The sequence below is a fragment of the Methyloceanibacter sp. genome (genome assembly GCF_058506495.1).
Window position 1 is genome coordinate 22,549 of the sequence record NZ_JBZMXT010000022.1, and the last position, 12,003, is coordinate 34,551.

General features: G+C 59.0%; 15 protein-coding genes and 1 pseudogene. 1 reads left to right on the forward strand and 15 read right to left on the reverse strand.

Annotated elements, in window-relative coordinates; all coding sequences use genetic code 11:
• Positions 1-12: 12 nt before the first annotated feature.
• The 8 genes from AC33YF_RS06105 to leuB form a co-directional block, all read right to left on the reverse strand.
• Positions 13-1,083, reverse strand: a complete 1,071-nt coding sequence (locus AC33YF_RS06105; protein WP_491776311.1) for a MaoC family dehydratase — start codon at positions 1,081-1,083, stop codon at positions 13-15.
• Positions 1,080-1,403, reverse strand: coding sequence for a DMT family transporter (locus AC33YF_RS06110; protein ID WP_491776312.1), 324 nt, complete (start codon positions 1,401-1,403; stop codon positions 1,080-1,082). Before AC33YF_RS06110 ends, AC33YF_RS06105 begins: the two co-directional genes overlap by 4 nt.
• A gap of 245 nt (positions 1,404-1,648) precedes the next feature.
• On the reverse strand, positions 1,649-1,738 hold the full coding sequence (gene pqqA / locus AC33YF_RS06115; RefSeq protein ID WP_491776313.1) for a pyrroloquinoline quinone precursor peptide PqqA: 90 nt from the start codon (positions 1,736-1,738) through the stop codon (positions 1,649-1,651).
• Between the two features lie 173 nt (positions 1,739-1,911).
• Positions 1,912-2,049, reverse strand: coding sequence for an MFS transporter small subunit (locus tag AC33YF_RS06120; protein ID WP_491776314.1), 138 nt, complete (start codon positions 2,047-2,049; stop codon positions 1,912-1,914).
• Positions 2,049-3,452 carry an L-lactate MFS transporter gene (locus AC33YF_RS06125; RefSeq protein ID WP_491776315.1) on the reverse strand — a complete coding sequence of 468 codons (1,404 nt, stop codon included), beginning with the start codon at positions 3,450-3,452 and terminating at the stop codon, positions 2,049-2,051. The genes AC33YF_RS06120 and AC33YF_RS06125 overlap by 1 nt, the downstream gene beginning before the upstream one ends.
• Before the next feature lie 157 nt (positions 3,453-3,609).
• On the reverse strand, positions 3,610-4,635 hold the full coding sequence (locus tag AC33YF_RS06130; RefSeq protein ID WP_491776316.1) for an aspartate-semialdehyde dehydrogenase: 1,026 nt from the start codon (positions 4,633-4,635) through the stop codon (positions 3,610-3,612).
• Between the two features lie 117 nt (positions 4,636-4,752).
• The gene (locus tag AC33YF_RS06135; RefSeq protein WP_491776317.1) at positions 4,753-5,496 is read right to left on the reverse strand and encodes a hypothetical protein; all 744 of its coding nucleotides are present in this window, start codon (positions 5,494-5,496) and stop codon (positions 4,753-4,755) included.
• A gap of 5 nt (positions 5,497-5,501) precedes the next feature.
• Positions 5,502-6,608, reverse strand: a complete 1,107-nt coding sequence (gene leuB / locus AC33YF_RS06140) for a 3-isopropylmalate dehydrogenase (protein ID WP_491776318.1) — start codon at positions 6,606-6,608, stop codon at positions 5,502-5,504.
• Positions 6,609-6,692: 84 nt separating this feature from the next.
• Here leuB and AC33YF_RS06145 point away from each other — a divergent pair, with 84 nt between their 5' ends.
• Positions 6,693-7,139, forward strand: a complete 447-nt coding sequence (locus AC33YF_RS06145; RefSeq protein ID WP_491776319.1) for a hypothetical protein — start codon at positions 6,693-6,695, stop codon at positions 7,137-7,139.
• A gap of 61 nt (positions 7,140-7,200) precedes the next feature.
• Here the strand turns inward: AC33YF_RS06145 and leuD are convergent, their stop codons facing one another.
• The 7 genes and pseudogenes from leuD to rplS form a co-directional block, all read right to left on the reverse strand.
• Positions 7,201-7,806, reverse strand: a complete 606-nt coding sequence (gene leuD / locus AC33YF_RS06150) for a 3-isopropylmalate dehydratase small subunit (RefSeq protein WP_491776320.1) — start codon at positions 7,804-7,806, stop codon at positions 7,201-7,203.
• A gap of 115 nt (positions 7,807-7,921) precedes the next feature.
• Positions 7,922-8,593, reverse strand: a complete 672-nt coding sequence (locus AC33YF_RS06155; RefSeq protein ID WP_491776321.1) for a hypothetical protein — start codon at positions 8,591-8,593, stop codon at positions 7,922-7,924.
• Between the two features lie 15 nt (positions 8,594-8,608).
• A complete protein-coding gene (locus AC33YF_RS06160; RefSeq protein WP_491776322.1) occupies positions 8,609-9,007 on the reverse strand; it encodes a metallopeptidase family protein in 399 nt (132 codons plus the stop codon).
• Positions 9,008-9,802: a class I SAM-dependent methyltransferase gene (locus AC33YF_RS06165; RefSeq protein WP_491776323.1), complete on the reverse strand. Its 795-nt coding sequence runs from the start codon at positions 9,800-9,802 to the stop codon at positions 9,008-9,010.
• Between the two features lie 41 nt (positions 9,803-9,843).
• Positions 9,844-11,250, reverse strand: a complete 1,407-nt coding sequence (gene leuC, locus AC33YF_RS06170) for a 3-isopropylmalate dehydratase large subunit (RefSeq protein ID WP_491776324.1) — start codon at positions 11,248-11,250, stop codon at positions 9,844-9,846.
• Between the two features lie 180 nt (positions 11,251-11,430).
• The gene (locus AC33YF_RS06175; protein ID WP_491776327.1) at positions 11,431-11,715 is read right to left on the reverse strand and encodes a helix-hairpin-helix domain-containing protein; all 285 of its coding nucleotides are present in this window, start codon (positions 11,713-11,715) and stop codon (positions 11,431-11,433) included.
• A gap of 54 nt (positions 11,716-11,769) precedes the next feature.
• Positions 11,770-12,003, reverse strand: a pseudogene (gene rplS, locus AC33YF_RS06180) (50S ribosomal protein L19); the annotation flags it as partial.

Genomic DNA, 12,003 nt, shown 5'->3' on the forward strand with positions numbered 1-12,003 from the left:
GGTTCGGCTCCTCTAGCGCGGAAGCGCGACCCAATAATCCATGTCGAGCACGACGCCGTCTTCGAGCTTGCCGTCGTCCTTCACGCCGGGAAAATCCGCGCAGTTACGATCTTTCACGGCAAAAGTCCGAAGGCGCAGCGCGCCGGCGTCCGATCGGTCTGGCAGCTCGGCTTTGTCCAAAACCTCGCTCCAGGCATAGATCGTATCGCCCGCGAATGACGGCGCCGCATGACGGGCGCCGTTGAGCCCCAGTACATGGAAGGCGTTGGCAAGGCCATTGAAGCTCAGCGAGCGCGCAATCGAGATAATGTGACCGCCATAGACCAAGCGCCGGCCGAAGCGCTCCTGAGACTCCCGATGCTGGTTGAAGTGCACCCGCGCGGTGTTCTGGTAGAGCCGGGTCGCCATTTGGTGCTCGGCTTCCTCGATGGTTTGGCCATCCACGTGGTCGATCTTGTCGCCCACCGCGTAGTCGACCCAACGCCGCGGGGAGCCTGCGAGCGCGTAGTTGTAAACCGTAAGCTTTAGGGGCGGTAGCGCCTTCCCGAGGGTCTCGGGTGTGATCTCCTTATCCAATTCCGGAATAACCGTTTCGGGTGCGGGGAGATCGAGGTTCTTTTTGACCACCATGACCCAGCGGGCGAACGACAAAACAGGATCGCCATTTTGGTTGCGCCCCGTTGTACGAACGTAGACAGTTCCATTCTTTCCGCTCGAGTTCTGTTTGACGCCGATCACCTCGGAAGTCGAAGCGATCGTGTCGCCTGGGTAGACCGGCGCGAGGAAGCGGAACTCCGCGTAGCCGAGATTGGCGATGGCGTTGCGCGACACGTCGGGGACGGTCTTTCCGATCACGAAGTGGAAGACGAGGATGTCGTCGATCGGCGAGCACGGATAGCCAATGCTCTGGGCGAACGCGTCTGAGGATTGAACAGCGAAGCGGCCGCTATACAGAGCCGTGTAAAAACTGACGTCGCCGACGGTGACTGTGCGTGGCGTGGGGTGCACGATTTCTTCACCGACTTTGAAGTCCTCGAAATAGTTTCCGGTGACGGTTCGGTCGATCTTTTGTGACTGTGTCATGTGGTCGTTGTTGCGAGCTTCAATCCAATAATGGAACCAATCAGCGTCGCGAGGAAGAGCATGCGAAGCGCTGTGACAGGCTCCTTATAGACGACGATGCCAACGATAACAGTGCCAACTGCGCCAATTCCCGTCCAAATCGCGTATGCGGTTCCGATTGGCAGATCCTTGACCGCCTTGTTAAGGAAGACGAACGAGAGAACGATGCAAACGGTGAAGATCAGGGTCGGCCAAAGTCTCGTGAAGCCTTCGGTGAGCTTGAGCACCGAGGCAAAGCCGACCTCAAAAAGCCCGGCGACAAAGAGATACACCCAAGGCATGGTTGCGCCCCTTTATAGCTGCTTGCGATCACTCTGGTCGTGCTTAGGCCGTGGCGCGCCTCAGTTGCGAGGGACACCTGGCGGTCGGGACCTTAGTTTCGGAGAAACGGTCTGTCACCCTGCTACAGGGCGCCGGAGCGGGCGAATGTCAAAAGGAGCAGATGCCTAAGCGCCTTCACACAATAAAAAATGGCGGCGCCGCTATCGCGGGAGCCGCCATTCATGTTGTGCTAGATCAGCGCGAATTAAGCGCGGTCGAGCTCAGCCGGGAGGTAGGAAGTAACTTCCATGCCAGCTTCGGACTCGGTGATCTCAGGCTTCATCCACTCTTTCATGATTGTCTCCTTCGAACTCGTTCGGTGAATTTCGTTCTTAGATAATGGCGATCGGGGATGAGAAGCGCATGACTGGTTCATTAACAGATTCTTACAGATAATATCTATTCTAATCAGTTGGTTACGAGGCAAGCTCGCGCTCTCGAAGCCGGCATTCGTTCAGAGTCTGACAACTACCTGAACAGCTGAGAGGCCTTGTCCAACGTATTGTAGACACCCCAAAGGAGCGGAATGCTTACAAAAGCCCAGGCCAGTACCAGCTTGATCTTGTTTGCACCTGAGACGGATTGTTGGTGGGCTGTTTCGGTCATCATGTCTCCATCGACGCCTTGAGTTCTTCTTCTGTCATGTGGTGCTTTTCGTCCACGGGCGTCATCAGCCAATTGAGGATGAATCCGACGAACAGCAGGCCTGCCATGATGTACATGGTAACCGAATAGGCGTCCGCCTTCGGCACGCCCTGGTTGATCTGGTACTCACGGATATAGTTGACAAGCACGGGTCCAAGGACGCCAGCGGTCGACCAAGCGGTCAAGAGCCGGCCATGGATCGCGCCCACATAACGGACGCCGAACACATCCCGCAGATAGGCCGGAATCGTGGCGAAGCCGCCGCCGTACATCGTCATGATCACGCAATAGAAGAGCACGAACAGCACGATCGAGCCCGTATGCCCCGTCCAAGGCACGGCCGCATAGAGAGCCATGCCTAGCGCAAAGAAGATCATGTAGGTGTTACGCCGACCGATATAGTCTGAGGTCGATGCCCAGAAAAAGCGGCCGATCATGTTGAAGAGGCTCAGAAGACCAACGAATCCGGCCGCGGCCGCGGCCGAGATCCTGCCAGGGAACATTTCCTGGCTCATGGCTGAGGCTTGTCCCAGAACGCCGATACCGGCCGTCACGTTCAGACACAGCACACCCCAAAGGAGATAGAACTGCGGTGTTTTTAGTGCTTCGTCCACGTGGACGTGGGCACTGGTGACCATCTTTTTGGGCTGCGCGGGTGGCTCATAACCCTCTGGGAGCCAACCATGCGCGGGTACGCGGACGAGCGCCGCGCCGATCATCATGAACGTCAAATAGATGAGGCCCATCGTGACGAACGTACTGGCCACGCCGACATCCGTGGGGCTTGAGAAATAGTCCATCAGCGCCACGGACAGGGGCGAGGCAATCATGGCGCCCCCGCCGAACCCCATGATGGCCATGCCTGTCGCCATGCCTGGCCGGTCTGGGAACCAGGTGATGAGCGTCTTCACAGGGGAAATGTAGCCGAGCCCTAGGCCGCAGCCGCCGAGCACGCCGTAGCCAAGATAGATCAGCCAAAGCTGGTGTAGGTGCACGCCGAGGGCGGAAACAAGAAAGCCGCCACCAAAGCACAACGCGGCCGTGAACATCGCTTTACGAGGCCCGACCCGATCAAGCCATGTCCCTGTGAATGCTGCCGCAAGCCCGAGAAACACGATGGCGATGGAGAAGATCCAGCCAAGCTCGGTGAGCTTCCAGTCGCCAGGTGCTGGCTCGGTAATGCCGATCAACTTTGTCATCGGCAGGTTGAAGACACTGAATGCGTAGACCTGGCCAATGCTGAGATGGACACATAGTGCCGCCGGCGGCACCAGCCAGCGGCTGAAGCCCGGTTTTGCCACTGTGCGAGACCGATCCAGCCACCCGAATAAGCCTCCGGCCTCCGCGCTTGCTGCGGTCGTCATGCGTAGCCCCCCTAGACGTTCGCGTGTTGTGTTTATTGGCCGCCAGTCTGGCCGGGCTTGGCGCGTACCGCAAGTATTAGAGGCGGGTTTCGACACTGGCGCTTCGACAAAGCCCATCGAGGCCCACGCTCGCCATTCAGGTTTCCTTTGAAAACGTTCAGGCCGCCTTTTTGAGCAGGTTTCGTTCGATCATGGTTTCCGCAATCTGGATCGTATTGAGGGCTGCCCCTTTGCGAAGATTATCTGAAACACACCAAAGCGACAGACCGTTGTCGATGGTTTGATCGTCTCGAATGCGCGAGACGAATGTCGCGTAGTCGCCAACGCACTCAACGGGCGTGACGTAGCCGCCATCTTCACGCTTGTCGACGACAAGTACGCCCGGCGCCTCGCGCAATACCTCGCGCGCTTCCTCAGTGCTCAGCGCATCCTCAAACTCGATATTCACGGCCTCGGCGTGCCCCACAAATACGGGCACACGCACACAGGTTGCGGTCAGCTTTATCTTTGGATCGAGGATCTTCTTCGTTTCGGCCACCATCTTCCACTCTTCCTTGGTTGAGCCGTCATCGAGGAAGACATCGATATGAGGGATAACGTTGAAGGCGATCTGCTTAGTGAACTTGTCCGGCGCCGGAGGATCGGTCACGAAGATGCCCTTGGTTTGGCTCCAGAGCTCGTCCATCGCCTCCTTGCCTGCACCGGATACCGATTGATAGGTAGAGCAGACCACGCGCTTGATCTTGGCTGCGTCGTGGAGCGGCTTTAGGACAACGACCAGCTGCGCCGTTGAACAATTCGGGTTGGCGATAATGCTCTTCTTGGTGAAACCTGCGATCGCATCTGGATTCACTTCCGGCACAATAAGCGGCACATCGGGGTCGTAGCGCCAGCAGGAAGAGTTATCGATAACGACGCAGCCCGTCTCGCCAAGGCGGGGCGACCAATCCTTGGAAATGCCGGAGCCTGCAGACATCAGAGCGAAATCGATGCCCGAGAAATCGAAGGTTTCAAGGTCTCGGCATTTCAGACGGGCATCGCCAAACGAGACCTCGGTGCCGACGGACCGCCGAGAGGCGATGGGCACGACCTCGTCTGCCGGGAAATCCCGCTCAGCCAATATGTTGAGCATCTCGCGTCCGACATTGCCGGTCGCGCCGATGACCGCGACTTTGTAACCCATCTCGCAACTCCTACCCGGCGACGCGGCGAGCTTTTGCCGCGCGAACCTTTTGTTTGCGCGGATGTATGGGAACGTGCGGGGAAAGTCAAAAGCGGTAGCGGCGACCCTTGCGGGAACCTAGTTTACACGGCGTCCGGGGAGCTCGTCTTTCACAGCAGCGCACTTCTTGCCGGTGAACTCGTTGACCATAGTGACGACCTCTGCGCCCAACAGGTTCGATCTGTTGTCGAGCCCTGTGCCGGCATAGATGACCGGATAGATGGCCAGCGGTGCGGAAACGTCGCCCCAGTTTACGGTGGCTGAAATAGCCTTGCCGCCTCTAAAGGTGACCTCGGGTGCGAGTTCCGCCTCAAAGATATAGGGCGCGCTCTCGCCGGTGTGCAGTTTGCAAGAGACGGTAAACTTGTCCATCTTGATCGTTGTGTTGGCTTCGAGCATCGCTGCGGCTAGGTCCGCGCGTGACAGGCTGAGTTTCGACTGGCAAACGGCCTTGCCCCAAGGCCAGGAAAACTGATCGCCAAGCATCCTTGTCAGGCTGTCGGCGTGCCACGTTTTTCTGAGGTCGCACGTAATGTCCTCGCCGATTGGCTCGCGCGTCGCGATGATGTCGCAAATCTCGATTTTGCAGAGTTTGCGTGCAGCCTTCTCGGCCCTCTCTTCCGGCGAGACCTCAATCTTGGAACTTACCTGGGGGCCGAGGACCTGGGCATCCTGTATCGTTGCCCCATCGTCTGCGGGCTCTACTCCAGTCGTCTGCATCGGGGTGGCGTCGGGGGCTTTGACCGCATCAGCACCCCAGGCGAACGGAGACGTGAACAAGAAGGTAAGCGCTAAGATTGAAGAGGCGAACGGGTGTTGCATGGTCTCTAATTGGAACGCTGGACCGCCGCGACAATGGCATCGCCCATTTGGCGGGTTCCAACCAATTTGCAGCCTTCTTGAGCAATATCGCCGGTCCTCAAGCCTTGCTCAAGAACAGTAGCGATAGCCGACTCGATTTTGTCTGCTAGATCGCCTTGATCGAACGAGTAGCGCAGGCACATGGCAAAGCTGGCAATGGTGGCGATTGGGTTGGCCTTACCGTGACCGGCAATATCCGGCGCCGATCCGTGAACAGGTTCGTACATGGCGGGCCGTCTGCCCTCCGAGTCCATCGCACCGAGCGAGGCGGAAGGCAGCATGCCGAGGGAGCCGGTGGCCATAGCGGCTTCATCGGAAAGAACGTCGCCGAAAAGATTGTCGGTCACGATCACATCGAACTGTTTGGGCGCCCGGACAAGCTGCATGGCGCAGTTGTCGGCGAGAATGTGCTCCAAGTTTACGTCGGCATAGTTCTCGCTGTGGACCTGAGTGACCACCTCGTTCCAAAGAACGCCAGTCTTCATCACGTTACGCTTTTCTGCGGAGTGCACCAGGTTTCCACGCTTGCGGGCGAGGTCGAACGCGACGTGCGCGATCCGCTCGATCTCGTATGTCTGGTAGATTTGGGTATCGACAGCGAGTTTCTGCCCGTCGCCCAGGTCCTTAATTTCTTTGGGCTCGCCAAAGTAAACGCCGCCCGTCAGCTCCCGCACGATCATGATGTCGAGACCTTCGACCAACTCGCGCTTGAGCGATGAGGCCTCTGCCAGCGCCGGATAGCAGATTGCGGGGCGCAGATTGGCAAAGAGTTCAAGATCCTTCCGGAGGCGCAAGAGACCCGCTTCCGGGCGCTTTTCGTAGGGCACACCGTCCCATTTCGGCCCCCCGACGGCGCCCAGCATGACGGCGTGTGCCGCATGGGCCAGCGCCATCGCCGACTCGGAAATGGCTTCGCCGTGGTCGTCGTAGGCGCAGCCGCCCACGAGGTCGCTCTCGGTTTCGATCTTGATCACGCCGGTGCCGTTCGCCCAGTCGACGAGGCGGCTGACCTCGTCCATGACCTCAGTGCCGATGCCGTCACCCGGAAGGAGAAGGAGTTTGAATGAAGCCATGAAGTTCCGTTTGCCCTGTGCTAAAGCATCCAAAGAAGAATGCCGGAAACGCCCCGGCGGCGTTTTGGGTAGCGGGAGTAGGACATGCTGACAAGGGTGCTGTTGACACTTCTTTTGGTGGCGTTCGTGCCGAATTGGGCCGTCGCTGACGACATGGCCGCGGAGGGCGCGCGCGAGACTTCAATTGTGAGCCTTGGGCTTGCCGACCGAAAGGTCAGCAAGGATGACCTCAAGAAACGAGTGGCGCTGCCCAAGCCGCGCTTTAACTCGCCGGGTGTCGCGTATGGCTGGGTCGCTCATGCCAAGAAGGGCGACAAGATTGAGGTCCATTTGAAGATAGACGGCAATTCCCTGATGCACAATGTGCGCGAGGTCACGGAAGACGACACTGATGTGCTGCTACAGGCCGGCAAAACAGGTGTTCCCGCGGGCGGCTGGCCACAAAAACGGCAATACACCGCGAAGGTGACTGTGACCCGCGACGGCAAGACAGTCGCCGAACAGGAATCGGATCCAGTATCGATCGAGTAGGATGCGTCGGAACCTGACTATCGGAACAGGCGCTTGGACCCGGGCAATCAAAGCCAAACCGTCAAACCCAAGGCTTTGCGAGTCCCGCCTGCTCTTCGAAGCGGTCGATATGCTCAGCCTTCTCCATCGTCAGGCCGATATCGTCCAGCCCTTCGATCAGGCAGCGCTTTCGGTGCGGATCGATGTCGAACGGGATCTTGCCGCCGTCGGGGCCGGAGATCTCCTGCGTATCTAGATCGATGGTGAGGCGCGCATTGTCGCCGCGCTCGGCATCATCGATCAGCTTGTCGATTTCCTCCTTCGGGAGGACGATCGGCAGAATGCCGTTCTTGAAACAGTTATTGTAGAAGATATCGGCGAAAGACGGTGCAATGATGCAGCGGAAGCCGAAGTCGAGCAGCGCCCAGGGGGCGTGCTCACGGGAGGATCCGCAACCGAAATTCTCTCCCGCGATCAGGATCTCAGCCCTGTTGTAGGGCTCTTTGTGGAGCACGAAATGCTCGTGCTTCTCACCGTTCTCGTCGTAGCGCAGCTCGGCGAATAGACCCTCGCCCAGGCCGGTGCGTTTAATCGTCTTCAGGTAGTTCTTGGGGATGATCATGTCGGTGTCGACATTGATCATCGGCAGATGGGCGGCAATGCCCGTGAGCGTCGTGAACTTTTCCATAATCAACCTCTATTCCGTCAGCCATATAGAGGTTTCCGAGCGGAGTTTCTACTGGCGCGGGAGCGCGTCTACGCTGGGCTGCAAAGAAGCAGTTGGTCTTTGGTTGTGGTGGTCGCTAGTTGGAAGGACCGAGCGTATTCGGCCTGACGCCAGTACTAGCCTGCTGGGAGCCGCTGACCAACTGCCGATAATAGGTCCGCATGGTCTTGCAGCGCTGCGGACCCGGCGGATGCACGGCACTGCCCTTCAGCTTTGAAATGAAGGTGCAGATCTCCTCCATTCCTTCAGCATCGAGCCAGCCCCATTTGACACCGCGGCGGATGGCGAAGAGGTCTGCCTTTGTCTCGCTCGCGCCGATGAACTGGTGCCCGCATTCGTGAGAATAGATATAGAGCTTAACCTGTGTTGAGAGGCCCTTGATTTTGGCGGTGTTCATGATGAGGAAGCCCGGAAACGCGCCGCCCCAGCTATCGAACTTCGGATTCAGAACCGTCGGCCGTGTCCCGCAATTGACCGGAATTCCGTCGATGACCATTGCGCCGTGCGGCACTTCCTTGGTCTGCGCGCCCGCCCGATCCATGTACTGCTCGACGGTCGGTGCTTTGGCCCCGCCGCCGCGGAAGACGAACTCTTGTGCAGTGACCGACTGAGCAATGCCAACTGCGCCCGCGAAGGCGGCGGCAGCCAGGAGCAAGCACCCCACTATAGTTGTTTTGAACCCCATGTTGTTCGCAGTGTAAGAGCGGAATGGTGTCCAGACAATGACCAAGAATTTCCGCTGCTTCATGCCGTCGCGCACATGCTAGCCAGCTGCCTCCTCCTCAATCCGCTCCATGTCGTCATCGGACAAGCCGAAGTGGTGCCCGATCTCGTGGATCAGCACATGAGCAATGATGTCCTCTAGCCTTTCGTCATGGGTCTCCCAGTAAACGAGAATCGGGCGGCGATAGAGGAAGATCATTTCGGGCAGCGGTGAGACGTCGAGCACGCTTCGACGCGTGAGATCGACGCCGTGGTAGAGGCCCAATAGCCCAAAGGGCGAGTCGATGCTGAGGCTCCGCAGAACCTCGTACGTCGGCCAATCGTCGACTCGGATGACGACCTCCTTGGTCATTTCCTGGAAGGTCGGTGGAAGCTGCGCGAAGGTTCGATTCGCGATTCTCTCGAAATCGTCAATGCTGGGGTGCGTGCGAGAATACATCTACGCTATTTGGGGACGGGGTGCGGTCCGGCCAAGGTCTCCGGGCTTGCTAGCGAGGATGATCGCTTCGCGCAAAGTGAAGGTAAGCCCGTCAGCGGTCTCGCGCGGCCTAAGCAGTGTTTGCAACGGTTTGGCTTCCAGCATCTCGCGCAACAGAGTTGCCACGTCGTCCGAACAGCGCATGCGGGCGACCCAGGCGTCGAAACCGATGTCTTGGTCCATCACCTCGGCCGATAAGAGCCGCAGTCCCGCTTCGTCGATAAGCGCGCACCATTCCTTCACTGACAGCGCTCGGTCATGGCTTGGGTCGCGCAGTTTTTCATAGGCGTTGTATTTGGCTGCAATTTCCACATCGTCCGGCGAGACATTGTCCACCAGCGCAAAGACGCCGCCGGGAATCAGCACGCGCGCAGATTCGGTCACATAGTCTTTCGGCTTCGGGAAGTGATGCGCCGCCAAGCGGCACGTCACGAGATGGAAGCTTGTGTCCGGGAAGGGTAGGTCCTGAGCGTCGGCTTTGCGCGTGACAACGTTGGTGAGGCGGCGTTCCTTAGCAAGCCGCTTCACCTCAGCCAGCATCTCTGGCGTGATGTCGGTCGCCGTCGACTTCGCGACCTTCGGGGCGAAAGCGAGCGCCGTGTGTCCGGCCCCCGTAGCGATGTCGAGCTGCCGCCATGTTGGAAGCGGGTCAATCAGCTCCGTCAGCCGAGCGAGCGTGGGGCCTTCTGCATGGATCGCGCAGGAGGCGTAGTCACCTGCTGCCTCACCGAACTTCTTTTGGACCAGCGATGTCATGCCGCGTCTCCATGAAAGCCCAGTGCGGTCGCACAAATGCTCTACGGCAAATCGCGAATATCGACGAAGTGCCCAGCGATGGCCGCGGCTGCAGCCATTTGCGGCGAGACCAGATGGGTGCGGCCGAGACGGCCCTGGCGGCCTTCGAAATTGCGGTTCGAGGTGGAGGCGCAGCGCTCACCTGGGGCCAGCTTGTCCGGGTTCATGGCAAGACACATGGAGCAGCCCGGCTCGCGCCACTCGAATCCGGCGTTGGTGAAGATTTTGTCCAGACCTTCTTCCTCGGCCTGCAGTTTGACGAGGCCGGAGCCCGGCACGATCATCGCATTCAAGTTCTCATTCACGCGCTGGCCTTCCACGACCTTCGCCACGGCGCGCAGGTCCTCGATGCGGCCATTGGTACAAGAGCCGATAAAGATGCGATCCAAGGTGATGTCAGTGACCTTCTCGCCGCCCTTCAGGCCCATATAGTCTAGCGCTCGAATGGCCGCCTGACGTTTCGAATCGTCGACGATATCGGCGGGGTTCGGCACGTTGCCGTCGATTGCGACCACCTGCTCGGGGCTCGTGCCCCAAGTAACGATCGGCGGTAAGTTCCCGGCATTGAGGACGATCTCAGAATCAAAGTGCGCGCCTTCATCCGAATAGAGCGTTTCCCAATAGGCCTTAGCGATTTCGAATGCAGCGCCTTTCGGTGCACGCGGGCGCCCCATGATGTAGTCGAACGTCTTCTGATCGGGCGCGATGAGCCCGGCGCGGGCGCCGCCTTCGATCGACATGTTGCAGACGGTCATCCGGCCTTCCATGGTCAGGTCGCGAATGGCTTCGCCTGCATATTCGATGACATGGCCGGTGCCGCCGGCGGTGCCGATTTCGCCGATGATGGCGAGGATAATGTCTTTCGCGGTGACATTCTCGGGAAGCTTGCCTTCCACTCGCACCAGCATGTTCTTGGCTTTGTGCTGGATCAGGGTTTGGGTCGCGAGCACGTGTTCGACCTCGGACGTGCCGATCCCATGAGCCAACGCCCCGAATGCACCGTGGGTCGAGGTGTGGCTGTCGCCACAGACGATCGTAGTGCCCGGAAGGGTGAACCCTTGTTCAGGGCCGACAACATGCACGATGCCCTGGCGCTCATCTAGCTCGTGGTAGTAGTCTATGCCGAAGTCTTCGGCGTTCTTTGCGAGCGCTGCCACCTGGATCGCCGAATCCGGATCGTCGATGCCTTTGGACCGGTCCGTGGTCGGAACGTTATGGTCCACAACGGCTAGCGTCTTTTCGGGAGCGCGCACGTCGCGACCCGCCATGCGCAAGCCCTCGAAGGCTTGCGGGCTCGTGACTTCATGCACGAGGTGGCGGTCGATATAGATGAGGCTCGTCCCGTCGGGCGCCTCGTGAACCAGGTGTTCGTCCCAAATTTTGTCGTATAGCGTGCGGGGCTTTGCCATTGCTCTGAACTCAACCTTTCGGATCTTCACGCCTGACATAGCGATTGAATCCGGAAATTCCAGTTCCCGGGAATCTCTGATGCCGCCTGTGAAGGGGTGCCGGGCAGAGCCGCCCGCGGGAGCATCGGTGACTTAAAAAGGCGGCCGGGCCTTAAGCCGCCCCGTCCATCGTCGGAGACGCTAGGCGTCCTTCTTCTCAGCTGGTTCCGCTTCGGTCGTCTCGGTCTCGGCTGGTGCTTCTGCGGTGTCGCTTTCGTCCTTGATCTCCGGGACTTCATCGGCCGTCATCTCCGCCATGGCAGCGATGGCCTTACCGCTCCAGTCCCCGTCCTCGATCTGGCTGCCGAGTGAGAGCTTGTCCGAGAGATAGGCGATCGCGTCATCGCTCATGGTCGCGATTTGCTCGATCTTGGTGACCCCAAGCTTATTGAGCTTCTTCTCAAGATCCTCGGTAATGCCAGCAATAAGTTTGAGATCGTCCGGCTCGCCCTTCGGCTTCGTAAAGCCCTTGAAGTTGTGTCCCTTCTTGCCCTTTACGTCACGGGTGTCGCGACGCTCGGGGATGCGCGCGGCCTTACCGCGCCGGCCGCGAAGGTAGTAGAGCTTGGCCCGGCGCACGCGGCCATGGCGCACGACCTCGATGGATTCGATCAGCGGCGAATGGATCGGGAAAACGCGCTCCACGCCCTCGCCATAAGAAATCTTGCGGACGGTGAAGTTCTCGTGGATGCCGGCATTGGCGCGGCCGATGCA

Bases quoted from the DNA above. Each gene is read 5' to 3' on its own strand.
- AC33YF_RS06105 (WP_491776311.1), bottom strand. From the start codon at position 1,083: ATGACACAGTCACAAAAGATCGACCGAACCGTCACCGGAAACTATTTC.
- AC33YF_RS06110 (WP_491776312.1), bottom strand. From the start codon at position 1,403: ATGCCTTGGGTGTATCTCTTTGTCGCCGGGCTTTTTGAGGTCGGCTTT.
- pqqA (WP_491776313.1), bottom strand. From the start codon at position 1,738: ATGAAAGAGTGGATGAAGCCTGAGATCACCGAGTCCGAAGCTGGCATG.
- AC33YF_RS06120 (WP_491776314.1), bottom strand. From the start codon at position 2,049: ATGACCGAAACAGCCCACCAACAATCCGTCTCAGGTGCAAACAAGATC.
- AC33YF_RS06125 (WP_491776315.1), bottom strand. From the start codon at position 3,452: ATGACGACCGCAGCAAGCGCGGAGGCCGGAGGCTTATTCGGGTGGCTG.
- AC33YF_RS06130 (WP_491776316.1), bottom strand. From the start codon at position 4,635: ATGGGTTACAAAGTCGCGGTCATCGGCGCGACCGGCAATGTCGGACGC.
- AC33YF_RS06135 (WP_491776317.1), bottom strand. From the start codon at position 5,496: ATGCAACACCCGTTCGCCTCTTCAATCTTAGCGCTTACCTTCTTGTTC.
- leuB (WP_491776318.1), bottom strand. From the start codon at position 6,608: ATGGCTTCATTCAAACTCCTTCTCCTTCCGGGTGACGGCATCGGCACT.
- AC33YF_RS06145 (WP_491776319.1), top strand. From the start codon at position 6,693: ATGCTGACAAGGGTGCTGTTGACACTTCTTTTGGTGGCGTTCGTGCCG.
- leuD (WP_491776320.1), bottom strand. From the start codon at position 7,806: ATGGAAAAGTTCACGACGCTCACGGGCATTGCCGCCCATCTGCCGATG.
- AC33YF_RS06155 (WP_491776321.1), bottom strand. From the start codon at position 8,593: ATGAAGCAGCGGAAATTCTTGGTCATTGTCTGGACACCATTCCGCTCT.
- AC33YF_RS06160 (WP_491776322.1), bottom strand. From the start codon at position 9,007: ATGTATTCTCGCACGCACCCCAGCATTGACGATTTCGAGAGAATCGCG.
- AC33YF_RS06165 (WP_491776323.1), bottom strand. From the start codon at position 9,802: ATGACATCGCTGGTCCAAAAGAAGTTCGGTGAGGCAGCAGGTGACTAC.
- leuC (WP_491776324.1), bottom strand. From the start codon at position 11,250: ATGGCAAAGCCCCGCACGCTATACGACAAAATTTGGGACGAACACCTG.